The organism is Microbacterium sp. AG1240, from assembly GCF_003635115.1.
Classification (GTDB): Bacteria; Actinomycetota; Actinomycetes; order Actinomycetales; family Microbacteriaceae; genus Microbacterium.
The window spans coordinates 444,746-460,574 of record NZ_RBXJ01000001.1; the positions used below are offsets into that span (position 1 = coordinate 444,746).

A 15,829-nucleotide genomic window follows, 5' to 3' on the forward strand; every position below is an offset into this window, starting at 1 on the left:
GCGGCGCGCCCGGCCCGGTTCGTAGCGTCGAAGGCATGGAAATCACCTCGACAGATCTCGGGCTCGCCGCCCGGGTGCAGCAGCTCACGAAGTCTTACGGTGGCGGCGAGAACGCCGTCCGTGCTCTCGACGGCGTCTCCGTCGGCATCCGCCGGGGACAGTTCACCGCGATCATGGGCCCCTCCGGCTCGGGCAAGTCGACCCTGATGCACGTCATGGCAGGCCTCGACGCCCCGACCTCGGGTCGCGCATGGATCGGCGACACCGAGATCAGCGGCCTCGGCGACCTGGAGCTGACCCTCCTGCGCCGCCGCCGCGTCGGCTTCGTCTTCCAGGCCTTCAACCTCGTGCCCACCCTCGACGCGATCGGCAACATCCTCCTGCCGTTCGACCTCGACGGGCGCCGCCCCTCGGCGATCGAGCGGGCGCGCATCGAGGGCCTCGTCGAGACGCTCGGCCTCACCGCGCGCCTCACCCACCGCCCGCACCAGCTCAGCGGCGGTCAGCAGCAGCGCGTCGCGATCGCCCGGGCACTGGCGACCGCGCCCGACCTCGTCTTCGCCGACGAGCCCACGGGCAACCTCGACTCGCGCTCGGGCCGGGAGGTGCTGGGGCTCCTCGCCGCGGCCAGCCGCGACCACGGCCAGTCGATCGCGATGGTGACCCACGATCCGCTCGCGGCGTCGCACGCCGACCGCGTGCTGTTCCTCGGCGACGGCCGGATCGTCGCCGACAAGCCGCGGCAGAGTGCCGAGCAGATCGCGGCCTACATGCTCGAGACCGAGAGCGCCCTGGCGCCCGAGGTGACGGCATGACCGCGGTCGCGGTGCAGGAGCGGGCGGTGCGTCCCGCAGCATCCGCCCGACCGCTGGCGTGGCTGCGGGAACGCGGGATGGGCGCCAGCGTGCTCGTCGCCGCCCTGTCGAGCGCGTTCGCGGTGGTGCTCATGTCGACGACCGCGTTCATCTCGATCGTCCTGCGCTCCGACCCCTTCATCGGGGGGAGCGAGACGCTGGTCTTCATCCTGGGCTTCCTCACGGTGCTGCTCGTCGGGGTCGCCGTCTACGTGGCCGCGATCGTCACGGCCAACACCTTCGCCACCGTGGTGGCGGGGCGCACACGTCAGATCGCGCTGCTGCGTCTGATCGGCGCGTCGGCCAAGGCGCAGCGCGCCGAGGTCGCCCGGCAGGGACTGATCGTGGGGGCGATCGGCGCCACGCTCGGCTTCGTCATCGGCACCGTGCTGTCGCTCGGCGGGGCGCAGCTCGCGGTGCAGCTGATGGGCCTCGCGCTGGTCGATGACGTCTCGACGCTTCTGCAGCCGCTGCTGGTGCTCCCCGTCGTCGTCGTCGCCCTGACCACCTGGGGAGCCGCGTGGGCGGGATCGCGCCGCGTGCTGACCGTGACGCCGCTGCAGGCGCTGGGCGGTTCGGTGGAACCGACCCGCGAAACGGTGGCGCGTCGGAGCGGTCGGAACATCGCCGCCCTGGTGCTGTTCGTGATCGGCGGGGGACTTCTCGCCCTGGGCATCGCGGTCGGGCTGGTCACGCCCCTGGGCGTTGCGATCTCGTTCGTGGGCGGCATCTTCTCGTTCACCGCGCTCGCCCTCGGGGCGACCTTTGTCATGCCCCCGGTGCTGCGCCTGGTCGGGCGGCTGTTCGGCCGCTCGGCGACGGCGCGACTGGCCGCGGAGAACGCGCTGCGATACCCCGAGCGCTCGTCGCGGATGGCGATCGGAGTCGTCATGGGGGTGACGCTCGTGACGATGTTCGCCGTGGCCCTCGAGACCGTCAAGGCGGTGCTGACGGCATCCAGCGGCGGGGAGCTCGACCCCGGGATGGCGACTCTCATCGACTCGTTCTCGGCCATCATGATGGCGCTCGTCGCGGTGAGCGCCGTGATCGCCGGCGTCGGACTGGTCAACCTCCTCACGATCGGGGTGGTGCAGCGGCGTCGCGAGCTCGGGCTGCTGCGGGCGCTGGGCATGTCGAACGCGCAGGTGCGTCGCATGGTGCTGCTCGAGGCCGCGCACGTCACGATCGCCGCCCTCGTGACGGGGCTGGTGCTCGGCATCGCCTACGGCTGGGCGGGCGCGCAGTCGGTGCTCGGGTCGGTGCGGTTCCCGCCCGCGTGGCTCTCGCCGACCTTCGTGCTCCCCGCGGTGCCGCTGTGGCCCGTACTCGCCGTGATCGTCGCGACGGCGATCCTCACCCTGGTGGCCGCGGTCGTTCCCACCCGCCTCGCCACGCGCGTCGCCCCTGTCGCCGCGCTCGCCGAGTAGCCGCCACCGCGGGTCGTGCCACGGCATCCGATCGACACGGTCGTGTTCGAATCCACCCCCCGCTGCAGCGGCGGGATGTGGATTCGAGCATCACGGGGTGGAGCGGATGCTGCGCACGCCGCGCAGGGTCGGGGGAGCGGCGGAGCGGTGGGAGGGGCCGAGACGCTGGTATCGGGACTGGCGGGGAGCCGCCGGCCTCGGGCCGGCGACTCCGGGCATGCGTCACGGACCCTCGCACCGCGCAGCCGCGCAGCCGCGCAGCCGCGCAGCCGCGCAGCCGGTCAGGCCTCGGGCTCGGGCTCGGGGTCGTGGGCCCAGGTCGGGGCGAGGGCGCGCAGCCGCGCCGCACGCCACTGCCATGCCGCCCAGAGCGTCGGCCACAGGAGGGGCGCCGCGCGACCACCGATGACCAGGCGATCGCGCCACAGGGTGCGCGTGGGATCTCCGGGGGCGGGCGCCACGGCCATCTGGTGGTCCCACACGTCGAGGGCGGCGAGCGGACCGGTCAGCGGCATGCCGCTGTCGCGGAAGATGCGCACGCGGGCGCCCGCCGCATCCGTCGTCTCGCGGTCGGACACCGAGATGAGCTGACTGCCGACGGGCACCACACCGGCGACGCTCAGGCTCACCGGGGCGTCGGTGCCCGTCTCGAACGAGGTCGGCGGGTCGGCCAGCGGCTGCATCTGCATGAGCGGCCCGTAGAGCTCGGCGACCGCCGTCGGGGAGTGGAGGGCGCGCCACGCCGCATCCGCGTCGCAGTCGATGACGAGCTTCAAAAGGATGCGCATGCCTCATCCTCTCTCAGCGGAGGCATCCCGAGCGCCTCAGCGCGGAGTTCGTGCGGCGAGCCGGTCGGCGGAGCTGATCTCGCGCCGGGTCCAGGTGAAGAGGAACCGCTGGTCGAAACGCGGCGCGCACTTCGAGCACGACGTCGCCCGGGGTGCGCGGCGATGCCGGTAGGCGACGTGGCCCGCGGGGCAGACGCCCACCCAGGGCGCGAGTTCGACGGCGGTCTCGCCGTGGTGCGTGGTGCCGCCGACGTAACCGAGGTCGCGGGCGATCGCCTTCCACCGGGGCCCGTGGCCGGCGCCCGGGCCGGCGATGGCGTGGGCGACCTCGTGCAGCAGGGTCTGATGGTTCTCTTCGTCGTCGTACCGCGCGGAGAGGTAACGCGAGACGGTGATGCGTTTGCGTCGGAAGTCGCACAGCCCGGCACGCAGCTTGGCGTTGTCGAAGCCGAACGACCACGAGGCATCGAGGTGGAGGGCGAGGAGCGCCTCAGCCCAGGTGCGAACGCGCTGCGGTTCGGTCATGCTCGTGACGATAGAACGTACGTCCGACAGTCGCCCATCGCCGGTCAGCTGGCGACGGTGGTCCGAGCGCGTCGTCGGTCGGCGGCGTCGATCGCGAGCAGGGTCGCCTCCAGCTGCTCGTCGGTGGCCCCGGCGTCCTGGCGGAGGAAGAGGGCGCGCTTGAAGTCGGTGCGCGCCGACTCGTAGTCCTCGCCGTCGTAGGAGGTCTTGCCGCGGTGCTGGTACGCGAACGCCGCGATGCCCGACCAGCGCTGCCCCTCGGCCTCTTCGGCGCAGGCGGTGAGCTCCTGGAGTGCGGCGGCGAACGCCCCGCGGTTCTGCAGCACGGTCGCGTGCAGGATGCGGGCACGCAGGAGGTCTTTGCGGGTGCCGCCCATGCGGGCCACGCGCACCGACTGGTCGGAGACCACCAGGGCCTCGTCGAGTCGATCGAGCACCTTCAGCAGCCACACGCGCTCGAGGAGCGCGGGCAGGCTGCGCTGCGCGCCGATCTCTTCAAGACGCTCACCGCATTCCTCGAGATCGACGATCTCGCGAAGCGTGTCGGGGTCGTACCCGTGGATGTAGCTCACTCGCGACTCCTTCCGCCCGTGCCGGCCGCTCAGCAAGTGTGCGTCACGTCGCCGGGTGCCTCGCACAGGCGCGCCGATCTCACCGGTCGAACAGCGACGGCAGAGGTTTCGGAGACGCCGTGGCGTCGCCGTCGGTCGCCGGTCGCGCACCGCGGATGAACTCGTCGATCTCGGCGCCCTGGGCCACTTTGGCGGGGTGCGGACCGGCCGCCATCAGCCTCGGCAGCCACTCGACCGGAAGAGGCGACGCCGAGGCGACGACGACCAGATTGCCGAACCGGCGGCCCTTGAGCACCTGCACCTCGGCCAGCACGACGACGTGCTCGAGCACCTCCCGGACGGTCGCGACCTGACGGCGGGCGAAGGCGAGACCCGCTCCGTCGGCGACGTTCACGAGCAGCACCGCGTCGGGGGCGAGCAGGCGCGCAGCATCCTGGTAGAACTCCACGGTGGTGAGGTGCGCGGGGGTCTGCGCCCCGGCGTAGACGTCGCAGACGAGCAGGTCGACCGCGCCGGTGAGCCCTGCCGGGAGCTTCGCGGTGACCGCGCGGGCATCGCCGATGCGCACCCTCAGTGAGGCATTCCGTGGCAGCGGCAGGTGCGTGCGCACCAGGTCGATGAGCGGCTGCTCGAGCTCGACCACCTGCTGGCGCGACCCCGGGCGCGTGGCCTCCACGTAGCGCGGGATCGTCAGGGCGCCCGCCCCGAGGTGCACGGCGGTCAGCGGCTGCCCGGGCATGCGAAGGAGATCGATGACCGCGCCCATGCGTGCGACGTACTCGAAGTGCAGGTGCGTCGGGTCGTCGAGGTCGACGTGCGACTGCGGCGTCCCGTCGACGTCGAGCTCGTACCCGGAGGTGTACGCGGAGGGCAGCACGCGCGCGATCGTGCCGTCGCCCAGGCGCGCGCGGCCGAGCTCGTCGTTCTCTATCCGCGCCCTGGCCACGCTCCCACGCTAGTGGCGCCGCTCGGTCGCGCCCGACCCCGTCGGATGATGGCACGGCCGTCGGAGGTTCGGCGGAGAATGCTCCGACCTCCGCGCGACCCTCCGACGCCGTGCGGCGGTCGCGGCGTCGGGCGGGGGCGGGCGGGCCGCCGCTACCGTGGGGTGATGGGCACGATCGACCTGAACGCCGACCTCGGCGAGACGATCCGCGGGGTCGCCACGGCCGATGACGAGGCCATGTTCGCGCTCATCTCCAGCGCGAACATCGCCTGCGGAGGGCACGCGGGCGACGCGGCGTCGATGCGGGCCTCGGTGCAGCGCGCGGAGCGCTTCGGCGTCGCCGTCGGCGCCCACCCGTCCTACGTCGACCCCGAGAACTTCGGCCGCGTGCGTCACGACCCCGGGGCTGTCGTGCTGCGCGCACAGATCGCGGCCCAGCTCGCCGCGCTCCGCGCCGCGGGCGCCGACATCCGATACGTCAAGCCCCACGGGGCGCTCTACCACGCGGTCGTGGCCGACGCGGGGCAGGCCGACGCGGTCGTGGGTGCCGTCGCCGACCTCGCACGCGACCTCGGTCGTCCCGTTCCGCTCCTGGGCGTCGGCGGCGAGGTCGAGCGGGCGGCGGTCGCGGCGGGTCTGCCGTTCCGTCGGGAGGCCTTCCTCGACCGCGGCTACCTCTCCACCGGCGCTCTCGTCCCGCGCGGCGCGCCCGGCGATCTCCTCGACGACCCCGAGGCCGTCGCCGCGCGCGCCCGGCGCCTCGTCGCCGACGGCGAGCTCGTCGCGGTCGACGGCACCCGGCTGCGTCCGCACGCCGACTCGCTCTGCGTGCACGGCGACACCCCGGCCGCCGTCGCGATGGCGCGGGCCGTGCGCCGCGTTCTCGAGGCCGACGGCGTGAGCGTGAGGGAGCCGTGGTGAGGTGTCGGCGATGAGCGGCGGCGACGCCGCATCCGTCGTGGTGCGTCCTATGGGCGACCGGGCGCTCCTGGCGGAGGCCGGTTCGCTCGAGGCGGTGCTCGCCCTCCATGCGGCGCTCGATGCGAGCAGGCCCGCCGGCGTCACCGACCTCGTGCCCGCCGCGCAGACGGTTCTCGTCACACTCGACCCGGCCGTGTTGCCGCTGTCGCGAGCGCGCGCCTGGATCGCCGAGGCGGCCGGGCCTGCGGGGGCGGATGCTGCCGGGCCCGGTCCGCTCGTCGAGGTCGCGGTGCGGTACGACGGGCCCGACCTCGCCGACACCGCCGAGCTGCTCGGGCTCACGACGCGGGCGCTCGTCGAGCGGCATCTCGCCACCGAATGGTCGGTCGCGTTCACCGGGTTCGCGCCGGGGTTCGCCTACCTCGTCGGGGCGGGGTGGCCGTTCGAGGTGCCGCGGCTGGCCGCGCCCCGCACCCGCGTGCCGGCCGGGGCGGTCGGACTGGCCGGACCGTTCTGCGGCGCGTACCCCCGCGAGACCCCCGGGGGATGGCGCCTGATCGGGACGACGCGGGCGCCCCTGTTCGACCCCGATGCCGATGATCCGGTGCTCCTCGCGCCCCGCAGCCGCGTGCGCTTCACCGAGGTGACGGCATGAGCCTGCGCGTGCTTGCGCCGGGTCTGTTCTCGACCGTCCAGGACCTGGGCCGCGAGGGTCGGGCGGCGCTCGGCATCGCGCGCTCGGGCGCCCTCGACCGCGGCGCACTCCGGCTCGCGAACCGCCTCGTGGGCAATCGCGAGGATGCCGCGGCGATCGAGGTGGCCGTCGGCGGGTTCCGCGCCGCCGCCGAACGCGACCTGTGGGTGGCCGTCACCGGGGCGGGCGGCGACCTGCACCTGGGCGGCCGCGCCGTCGACTCGCACGCGGCGGTGCACTGGCCCGCGGGGGAGGAGCTGTCGCTCGCGCCCTTCGTCGCCGGGGTCAGGGCCTACGTGGCCGTGCGCGGCGGGATCGACGTGCCCGTCGTCGCCGGCTCGCGGTCGACCGACACGCTGGCCGGGCTCGGCGGGGCGCCGCTGCGGGCGGGCGACGGGCTCGAGGTCGGGCGGGAGGGTCTCGGCGAGGTGCCGACGGTCGACGCCGTCCCCTGGCTCACGCACGCCGAGTCGCCGATCGAGGTACGGCTGGCTCCCGGTCCGCGGGCCGAGTGGTTCGCCGCATCCGCCCTCTCCCTCCTCTTCGACGGTGCGTGGACGGTCGGCAGTGCCGCCGATCGGGTGGGGCTGCGCCTCGACGGGCCGACGCTCGAGCGCGTGCGCGACGGGGAGCTGCCGAGCGAGGGCATGGTGCCCGGGGCGCTGCAGGTGCCGCCGAGCGGGCGCCCGACGATCCTCCTGGCCGACGGCCCCGTGACCGGCGGGTATCCCGTGATCGCGGTGGTGGCGGATGCGTCGCTCGACGCCCTCGGCCAGGCCAGGCCCGGCGACCGCCTGCGCTTCTCGCACGCGCGCCCGAGCGAGTAGGCGCGGCTCCCGCAGTCCCCGCAGTTTCGGAGTTCCCGGGTTCCGCCTCCCTCAACGCCGTAACTCAGGATGAGTCGGGCGATCGCGCGCGACACGCCGTGCAGAGGGCGGTGGGCTCGCTCCCATCCTGAGTTCGTGCGCGGAAGCGGGTTGGTCCCTGCCGCGCTGCCCAGGCGGCGATCGGCGTGCGGGCGCGCCCAGGCCGACGACGGCAGCGGGCCGGCCAGGCCGAAGAGGGCAGCGCGCCGGCCGAGGCGAAGAGGGCAGCGCGCCGGCCGAGGCGAAGAAGCAGCCGGTCGACCGGAGTGCGAGAGGCGTCGCACGAGTCGACGCGGCACGAACTCAGGCTGAGGTCACAGCGCGAGCCGAGAACACGCGGGGAAGAGGGCGGCTCGAAGCGTTCGTCCTGAGTACGGGCTCGAAGCGTTCGTCCTGCGTCCGGGCTCGAAGCCGGGGGACTGCGGGCGGGAATGCCGGCGACCGGCTCGCGGTTATACCGCAGCGGATCACACTCGTCAAGATTCCCGCTGGACACGGCGCGGCATCCGACATATAGTTGGTCTTTGCGCTCCTCGTATCTCCCTGCCCTCATATGGTGGTCGGCTGTCTCTGCGCGTCCCCGCGATTCCGCGGTGTGCGACGCACAGGGTTTCGGGGCCGAGGAGCACTCCACCTGACGACGAGGAATCATGAGCCCCCTGCCCGGGCTCTGCGGAGGATATCTTTTGGCTGCTGCGCGCAACGCATCCAACACCACCACCAACCAGAAGAACGGTCGCGGTACTTCCCGCCTCTCGTTCGCCAAGATCTCCGACACCCTGCAGGTCCCCGACCTCCTGGCGTTGCAGACCGAGTCCTTCGACTGGCTCGTCGGTAACGAGCAGTGGAAGGCGCGGGTCGCCGAGGCCCAGGCCGCCGGCCGCACGGATGTCTCCGAGATCAGCGGTCTCGAGGAGATCTTCGAGGAGATCTCGCCGATCGAAGACCTCAGCGAGACGATGCAGCTCTCGTTCACGAACCCCTACCTCGAGCCCGAGAAGTACTCCATCGAGGAGTGCAAGGAGCGCGGCAAGACGTACGCGGCCCCGCTCTACGTCGAGGCCGAGTTCATGAACCACCAGACCGGTGAGATCAAGACCCAGACGGTCTTCATGGGCGACTTCCCGCTCCAGACCGGCAAGGGCACGTTCATCATCAACGGCACCGAGCGTGTCGTCGTGTCGCAGCTCGTCCGCTCGCCGGGCGTCTACTTCGACAAGACCCCCGACAAGACGTCCGACAAGGACATCGTCTCCTCGCGCATCATCCCCAGCCGCGGCGCCTGGCTCGAGTTCGAGATCGACAAGCGCGACCAGGTCGGCGTGCGCATCGACCGCAAGCGCAAGCAATCGGTCACCGTGTTCCTCAAGGCCCTCGGCCTCACCAGCGAAGAGATCCTCGCGGAGTTCGCCGGGTTCGACTCCATCGAAGAGACGCTGTCGAAGGACACCATCCTCACGAAGGAAGACGCGCTCCGCGACATCTACCGCAAGCTCCGTCCGGGCGAGCAGGTCGCCGCCGAGGCCGCGCGTGCGCTGCTGGACAACTTCTACTTCAACCCGAAGCGCTACGACCTCGCCAAGGTGGGTCGCTACAAGATCAACCAGAAGCTCGGCCTCGCGGGCCCGCTCAGCGACTCGGTGCTGACCGTCGAAGACATCGTCGCGACGATCAAGTACCTCGTGCGCCTGCACCGCGGCGACACGACGTTCGACGGCCTCCGCGCGGGCAAGCCCGCCGAGATCCGTCTCGACACCGACGACATCGACAACTTCGGCAACCGCCGCATCCGCGCCGTCGGCGAGCTCATCCAGAACCAGGTCCGCACCGGTCTGTCGCGCATGGAGCGCGTCGTCCGCGAGCGCATGACCACGCAGGACATCGAGGCGATCACGCCGCAGACCCTGATCAACGTGCGCCCCGTCGTCGCCGCGATCAAGGAGTTCTTCGGAACGTCGCAGCTGTCGCAGTTCATGGACCAGAACAACCCGCTCGCGGGTCTGACCCACAAGCGTCGCCTCTCGGCGCTCGGCCCCGGCGGTCTCTCGCGTGAGCGCGCCGGCGTCGAGGTGCGTGACGTCCACCCGTCGCACTACGGCCGCATGTGCCCCATCGAGACCCCTGAAGGCCCGAACATCGGTCTGATCGGTTCGCTCGCCTCGTTCGCCCGCATCAACTCGTTCGGGTTCATCGAGACGCCGTACCGCAAGGTCACCGCGGGCAAGGTCTCGGAGCAGATCGACTACCTCACGGCCAGCGAAGAGAGCGACTACATCGTCGCCCAGGCCGGTGCCGAGCTGAAGGCCGACGGATCGTTCGTCCAGGACCGCGTGCTCGCACGTCGCGGCCAGGGTGGCGAGGTCGACCTCTTCCCGATCGACGAGATCGGTTACATGGACGTCTCGCCGCGCCAGATGGTCTCGGTCGCGACCTCGCTCATCCCCTTCCTCGAGCACGACGATGCCAACCGCGCCCTCATGGGTGCGAACATGCAGCGTCAGGCCGTGCCGCTGGTTCGCAGCGACTCGCCGTTCGTCGGAACCGGTATGGAGGGCTACGCCGCGATCGACGCCGGTGACGTCGTCACCGCGCAGAAGGCCGGCGTCGTGCAGGAGGTCTCGGCCGACGTCGTGACCATCCAGCTCGACGAGGGCGGCACGCAGGACTACTTCCTGCGCAAGTTCGACCGCTCCAACCAGGGCACGTCGTACAACCAGCGCGTCATCGTCTCGGCGGGCGACCGCATCGAGGTCGGCGAGGTCATCGCCGACGGTCCCGCCACCGAGAACGGTGAGCTCGCCCTCGGAAAGAACCTCCTCGTGGCGTTCATGACGTGGGAAGGCCACAACTTCGAAGACGCGATCATCCTCAGCCAGGAGCTGGTGAAGGACGACACGCTCTCCTCGATCCACATCGAGGAGTACGAGGTCGACGCGCGCGACACGAAGCTCGGCAAGGAGGAGATCACCCGTGATCTCCCCAACGTCAGCCCCGACCTGCTCAAGGACCTCGACGAGCGCGGCATCGTGCGCATCGGCGCCGAGGTCCGCCCGGGCGACATCCTCGTCGGCAAGGTCACGCCCAAGGGCGAGACCGAGCTGTCGGCCGAGGAGCGCCTGCTCCGCGCGATCTTCAACGAGAAGAGCCGCGAGGTGCGCGACACGTCGCTGAAGGTCCCCCACGGCGAGCAGGGCACGATCATCGCGGTCAAGGAGTTCAACGCCGAGGACGGCGACGACGAGCTCGGCTCGGGCGTCAACCGCCGCGTCGTGGTCTACATCGCCCAGAAGCGCAAAATCACCGAGGGTGACAAGCTCGCGGGTCGTCACGGCAACAAGGGCGTCATCGCGAAGATCCTCCCCGTCGAGGACATGCCGTTCCTCGCCGACGGAACGCCCGTCGACGTGATCCTGAACCCGCTCGGCATCCCCGGCCGCATGAACTTCGGCCAGGTGCTGGAGCTTCACCTCGGCTGGATCGCCAAGCAGGGCTGGAAGGTGGAGGGCACCCCCGAGTGGGCCGCCAACCTCCCGAAGGAAGCCTTCGAGGCCGCTCCGAACACGAAGGTCGCCACCCCGGTGTTCGACGGCGCGTTCGAGCAGGAGATCGCGGGTCTGCTCGACTCGACGACCCCCACGCGCGACGGCGACCGTCTGATCGACTCCTCGGGCAAGACGAAGCTGTTCGACGGCCGCTCCGGCGAGCCGTTCCCGGCTCCCGTCTCGGTCGGCTACATGTACATCCTGAAGCTGCACCACCTCGTCGACGACAAGATCCACGCCCGTTCGACCGGTCCGTACTCGATGATCACCCAGCAGCCGCTCGGTGGTAAGGCGCAGTTCGGCGGACAGCGCTTCGGTGAGATGGAGGTGTGGGCCCTCGAGGCCTACGGCGCCGCGTACGCGCTCCAGGAGCTCCTCACGATCAAGTCCGACGACATCCTCGGCCGCGTCAAGGTGTACGAGGCGATCGTCAAGGGCGAGAACATCCAGGAGCCCGGCATCCCCGAGTCCTTCAAGGTGCTCATGAAGGAGATGCAGTCGCTCTGCCTGAACGTCGAGGTCCTCTCGGCCGACGGCACGGCGGTCAACCTCCGCGACACCGACGACGACGCCTTCCGCGCCGCCGAAGAGCTCGGCATCAACATCTCGAGCCGTTTCGAGTCCTCATCCATCGACGAGATCTGATCCGGAACCGGATGCTGCGGCCCTCCGCCTGAGGGCGACCGGCCGCAGCATCCGCCCCCGGACGTCGACCCAAAATTTCAGCGACTGAATTTCTACCAGGAGAATTCGTGCTCGAGTCAACAACTTTCGATCAGCTTCGCATCGGCCTCGCGACCGCCGACGACATCCGTCGTTGGTCCTTCGGCGAGGTCAAGAAGCCCGAGACCATCAACTACCGCACCCTGAAGCCCGAGAAGGACGGTCTGTTCGGCGAGCAGATCTTCGGCCCTTCCCGTGACTGGGAGTGCGCGTGCGGCAAGTACAAGCGCGTCCGCTTCAAGGGCATCGTCTGCGAGCGCTGCGGCGTCGAGGTCACCAAGTCCTCCGTCCGTCGCGAGCGCATGGGCCACATCGAGCTCGCCGCTCCCGTGACCCACATCTGGTACTTCAAGGGCGTCCCCTCGCGCTTGGGCTACCTGCTCGACATGGCGCCCAAGGACCTCGAGAAGGTCATCTACTTCGCCGCCTACATGGTCATCTCGGTCGACGCCGACGCGCGTCACCGCGACCTGGCCACGCAGGAGAACAACATCCGTCTCGAGCTGAAGACGCTCGGCGACCGCCGCGACTCCAAGATCGCTGCCCGCCTCGCCAAGCTCGAGGAGGAGCTCGCCGCTCTCGAGGCGGAGGGTGCCAAGGCCGACGCCAAGAAGAAGGTCAAGGACGCCGCCGAGAAGGAGATGTCGCAGGTCCGCAAGGGCGCTGACGAGCAGATCGCCAAGCTCGAGCGCGTGTGGGAAGACTTCCGCACGCTCGAGGTCGGCGCGCTCAAGCCCGAGGACGACGTCTTCCACGAGCTGCAGGACCGCTTCGGACAGTACTTCGAGGCCCACATGGGCGCCGAGTCGATCCAGCGTCGTCTGGCCGCGTTCGACCTGCAGGAAGAGGCCGACAGCCTCCACCTGCAGATCTCCGAGGGCAAGGGTCAGCGCAAGATCCGCGCGATCAAGCGCCTGAAGGTCGTCAACTCGTTCCTGCAGACCGGCATGAGCCCGGCCTCCATGGTGCTCGACGTCGTCCCGGTGATCCCGCCGGAGCTGCGCCCGATGGTGCAGCTCGACGGTGGCCGCTTCGCGACCTCCGACCTCAACGACCTCTACCGTCGTGTGATCAACCGCAACAACCGTCTGCGGCGCCTGCTCGACCTCGGTGCTCCCGAGATCATCGTGAACAACGAGAAGCGGATGCTGCAGGAGGCCGTCGACGCGCTGTTCGACAACGGCCGTCGTGGTCGCCCCGTCACCGGTACCGGCAACCGTGCGCTGAAGTCCCTGAGCGACATGCTCAAGGGAAAGCAGGGTCGTTTCCGTCAGAACCTGCTCGGAAAGCGCGTCGACTACTCGGGTCGTTCGGTCATCATCGTCGGTCCGCAGCTCAAGCTCCACCAGTGCGGTCTGCCCAAGCAGATGGCTCTCGAGCTGTTCAAGCCGTTCGTGATCAAGCGCCTGATCGACCTCGGTCACTCGCAGAACATCAAGGCCGCCAAGCGCGCCGTCGAGCGCACGCGTCCCGAGGTCTGGGACGTGCTCGAGGAGATCATCCGCGAGCGTCCCGTGCTGCTCAACCGTGCGCCCACGCTGCACCGTCTCGGCATCCAGGCGTTCGAGCCGCAGCTCGTCGAGGGCAAGGCCATCCAGCTCCACCCGCTCGTCTGCGCGGCGTTCAACGCCGACTTCGACGGTGACCAGATGGCCGTCCACCTGCCGCTGTCGGTCGAGGCCCAGGCCGAGGCACGCATCCTCATGCTCGCCTCGAACAACATCCTGAAGCCGTCCGACGGCCGCCCGGTCACCCTGCCCTCGCAGGACATGATCATCGGTCTGCACCACCTGACCACGGTCAAGCAGGGTGCGATCGGTGAGGGCCGCGCGTTCGGTTCGGTCGGCGAGGCGATCCTGGCCAAGGACGAGGGAACCCTCGACCTGCAGGCCAAGGTCCGCATCCGCATCCCGGGTCTGTCGTTCCTCGAGTCGGAGGGCGAGACCCCCGAGACGATCGAGGCGTACGAGCGCAACGGTCTCGTCGAGGCGTCGCTCGGACAGGCGATCTTCAACGACACGCTCCCCAAGGGCTACCCGTTCGTCCGCGAGCAGGCCGACAAGGGCAAGCTGTCGCAGATCGTGAACAAGCTGGCCGAGGAGTACCCGAAGACCGAGGTCGCCGCCTCGCTCGACCGGATCAAGGATGCCGGCTTCTACTGGGCCACCCGTTCGGGTGTCACGGTGGCGCTCAGCGACATCCTGACCCCGCCGAACAAGGCCGAGATCGTCGGCGGCTACGAGAAGCAGGCCGCGAAGGTCCAGTCGCAGTACGAGAAGGGTCTCACCACCGACGCCGAGCGTCGCCAGGAGCTCATCAAGATCTGGACCGAGGCGACCGACGAGGTGCAGAAGGCGATGCGCGCCAACTTCCCCGAGGACAACACCATCAACCGCATGGTGTCGTCGGGTGCTCGTGGTAACTGGCTGCAGATCCGCAACATCGCCGGTATGCGAGGGCTCGTCAACAACCCCAAGGGTGAGATCATCCCGCGTCCGATCATCTCCTCGTACCGCGAGGGTCTGTCGGTGGCGGAGTACTTCATCGCGACGCACGGTGCCCGTAAGGGTCTGGCCGACACGGCCCTCCGTACGGCCGACTCGGGCTACCTGACGCGTCGTCTGGTCGACGTCTCGCAGGACGTCATCATCCGCGAAGAGGACTGCGGCACGTCGAAGGGCCTCGAGCTCCCCATCGCCCTGGTGGGCGCTGACGGAACGCTGACCCGCGACCCGAACGTCGAGAACTCGGTGTTCGCCCGCACCCTCGCCTCCGAGGTCGTCGACGCTCAGGGCACGGTCCTGGCCGACGCCGGCGACGACGTGGGCGACGTGCTCATCAACAAGCTGGTCGAGGCGGGTGTCGAGACCATCAAGGTGCGCTCGGTGCTGACCTGCGACTCCGCTGTCGGCGTCTGCGCGAACTGCTACGGCCGTTCGCTGGCCACCGGCAAGATCGTCGACATCGGCGAAGCGGTCGGCATCATCGCGGCCCAGTCGATCGGTGAGCCCGGAACCCAGCTGACGATGCGTACCTTCCACACCGGTGGGTCGGCGTCGGCGGAGGACATCACGCAGGGTCTTCCCCGTGTGCAGGAGCTCTTCGAGGCCCGTACCCCCAAGGGTGCGTCGCCGATCGCCGAGGCCGACGGCCGCATCACGATCGACGAGACCGAGAAGGCCAAGAAGGTCATCCTCACGCCCGACAACGGCGACGAGGCGGTCGTGTACCCCGTCCTGAAGCGTGCGACGCTCCTGGTCGAGGACGGCCAGCACGTCACCGTCGGTCAGCCGATCCTCGTCGGAACGCTCGACCCCAAGGAGGTCATGCGTGTCATGGGTGCCCGCGAGGTGCAGCGCTACCTCGTGAACGGCGTCCAGGGCGTGTACCGCTCGCAGGGTGTGCCGATCCACGACAAGCACATCGAGGTCATCGTCCGTCAGATGCTGCGGAAGGTCACCGTGGTCGACCACGGCGACACCACGCTGCTCCCGGGCGAGCTGGTCGACTTCAAGAAGTACCAGAACATCAACCGCGAGACCGTGGGCGAGGGCAAGCGCCCCGCGTCGGGTCGACCGGAGCTGATGGGTATCACGAAGGCGTCGCTCGCGACGGAGTCGTGGCTGTCGGCCGCATCGTTCCAGGAGACGACCCGCGTTCTTACGCAGGCCGCCATGGAGGGCAAGAGCGACCCGCTCGTCGGCCTCAAGGAGAACGTCATCATCGGAAAGCTCATCCCCGCCGGAACCGGACTTGCGAAGTACCGCAACGTCGCGGTCGAGGCGACGGAGGAAGCGAAGAGCGAGCGGTACCCCAACCGCATCTTCGCCTCGGACGGCGCGTACAGCGACGCCGACCTGAGCTACGTCGACTTCGACAGCTTCTCGACCGACGACTTCACGCCCGGTACCTACAACTGAGTGAGGCGAGAGTGGCGCGAGCTTGCTCGCACGACCGAGCCGATCGAGGTT

At 70.0% G+C, this 15,829-nt stretch carries 12 protein-coding genes; 7 read left to right on the forward strand and 5 right to left on the reverse strand.

The features are described from left to right. Nucleotides 1-35 precede the first annotated feature (35 nt). Both DEU34_RS02070 and DEU34_RS02075 read left to right on the forward strand, forming a co-directional pair. Complete coding sequence (locus tag DEU34_RS02070; protein ID WP_121148449.1) at nucleotides 36-815, forward strand: ABC transporter ATP-binding protein; 780 nt, start codon at nucleotides 36-38, stop codon at nucleotides 813-815. Then, complete coding sequence (locus tag DEU34_RS02075) at nucleotides 812-2,281, forward strand: FtsX-like permease family protein (RefSeq protein WP_121148451.1); 1,470 nt, start codon at nucleotides 812-814, stop codon at nucleotides 2,279-2,281. Before DEU34_RS02070 ends, DEU34_RS02075 begins: the two co-directional genes overlap by 4 nt. 90 nt (nucleotides 2,282-2,371) lie before the next feature. Here the strand turns inward: DEU34_RS02075 and DEU34_RS16405 are convergent, their stop codons facing one another. From DEU34_RS16405 to DEU34_RS02095, 5 genes are all read right to left on the reverse strand, one after another. After that, a complete protein-coding gene (locus DEU34_RS16405) occupies nucleotides 2,372-2,500 on the reverse strand; it encodes a hypothetical protein (RefSeq protein WP_259460004.1) in 129 nt (42 codons plus the stop codon). 62 nt (nucleotides 2,501-2,562) lie between these two features. Continuing rightward, nucleotides 2,563-3,069, reverse strand: coding sequence for a hypothetical protein (locus DEU34_RS02080; RefSeq protein ID WP_121148453.1), 507 nt, complete (start codon nucleotides 3,067-3,069; stop codon nucleotides 2,563-2,565). A 36-nt stretch (nucleotides 3,070-3,105) separates the two neighbouring features. Further along, entirely contained in the window at nucleotides 3,106-3,594 is a 489-nt protein-coding gene (locus DEU34_RS02085) for a SprT-like domain-containing protein (protein ID WP_121148455.1), read from the reverse strand. A gap of 44 nt (nucleotides 3,595-3,638) precedes the next feature. Continuing rightward, nucleotides 3,639-4,166: a hypothetical protein gene (locus DEU34_RS02090; RefSeq protein WP_121148457.1), complete on the reverse strand. Its 528-nt coding sequence runs from the start codon at nucleotides 4,164-4,166 to the stop codon at nucleotides 3,639-3,641. Nucleotides 4,167-4,245: 79 nt separating this feature from the next. Further along, complete coding sequence (locus tag DEU34_RS02095; RefSeq protein WP_121148459.1) at nucleotides 4,246-5,112, reverse strand: spermidine synthase; 867 nt, start codon at nucleotides 5,110-5,112, stop codon at nucleotides 4,246-4,248. A 165-nt stretch (nucleotides 5,113-5,277) separates the two neighbouring features. Here DEU34_RS02095 and DEU34_RS02100 point away from each other — a divergent pair, with 165 nt between their 5' ends. The 5 genes from DEU34_RS02100 (at nucleotide 5,278) to rpoC (ending at nucleotide 15,778) form a co-directional block, all read left to right on the forward strand. Then, nucleotides 5,278-6,033: a 5-oxoprolinase subunit PxpA gene (locus tag DEU34_RS02100; RefSeq protein WP_121148461.1), complete on the forward strand. Its 756-nt coding sequence runs from the start codon at nucleotides 5,278-5,280 to the stop codon at nucleotides 6,031-6,033. A gap of 10 nt (nucleotides 6,034-6,043) precedes the next feature. Further along, on the forward strand, nucleotides 6,044-6,688 hold the full coding sequence (locus tag DEU34_RS02105; protein WP_121149674.1) for an allophanate hydrolase subunit 1: 645 nt from the start codon (nucleotides 6,044-6,046) through the stop codon (nucleotides 6,686-6,688). Then, nucleotides 6,685-7,554, forward strand: coding sequence for a biotin-dependent carboxyltransferase family protein (locus DEU34_RS02110; protein WP_121148463.1), 870 nt, complete (start codon nucleotides 6,685-6,687; stop codon nucleotides 7,552-7,554). The genes DEU34_RS02105 and DEU34_RS02110 overlap by 4 nt, the downstream gene beginning before the upstream one ends. 725 nt (nucleotides 7,555-8,279) lie before the next feature. Next, nucleotides 8,280-11,780 carry a DNA-directed RNA polymerase subunit beta gene (locus DEU34_RS02115; RefSeq protein ID WP_121148465.1) on the forward strand — a complete coding sequence of 1,167 codons (3,501 nt, stop codon included), beginning with the start codon at nucleotides 8,280-8,282 and terminating at the stop codon, nucleotides 11,778-11,780. A 107-nt stretch (nucleotides 11,781-11,887) separates the two neighbouring features. After that, nucleotides 11,888-15,778, forward strand: a complete 3,891-nt coding sequence (gene rpoC / locus DEU34_RS02120; RefSeq protein WP_121148467.1) for a DNA-directed RNA polymerase subunit beta' — start codon at nucleotides 11,888-11,890, stop codon at nucleotides 15,776-15,778. Nucleotides 15,779-15,829 lie beyond the last annotated feature (51 nt).

Bases quoted from the DNA above. Each gene is read 5' to 3' on its own strand.
- DEU34_RS02070 (WP_121148449.1), top strand. From the start codon at position 36: ATGGAAATCACCTCGACAGATCTCGGGCTCGCCGCCCGGGTGCAGCAG.
- DEU34_RS02075 (WP_121148451.1), top strand. From the start codon at position 812: ATGACCGCGGTCGCGGTGCAGGAGCGGGCGGTGCGTCCCGCAGCATCC.
- DEU34_RS16405 (WP_259460004.1), bottom strand. From the start codon at position 2,500: ATGCCCGGAGTCGCCGGCCCGAGGCCGGCGGCTCCCCGCCAGTCCCGA.
- DEU34_RS02080 (WP_121148453.1), bottom strand. From the start codon at position 3,069: ATGCGCATCCTTTTGAAGCTCGTCATCGACTGCGACGCGGATGCGGCG.
- DEU34_RS02085 (WP_121148455.1), bottom strand. From the start codon at position 3,594: ATGACCGAACCGCAGCGCGTTCGCACCTGGGCTGAGGCGCTCCTCGCC.
- DEU34_RS02100 (WP_121148461.1), top strand. From the start codon at position 5,278: ATGGGCACGATCGACCTGAACGCCGACCTCGGCGAGACGATCCGCGGG.
- DEU34_RS02105 (WP_121149674.1), top strand. From the start codon at position 6,044: ATGAGCGGCGGCGACGCCGCATCCGTCGTGGTGCGTCCTATGGGCGAC.
- DEU34_RS02110 (WP_121148463.1), top strand. From the start codon at position 6,685: ATGAGCCTGCGCGTGCTTGCGCCGGGTCTGTTCTCGACCGTCCAGGAC.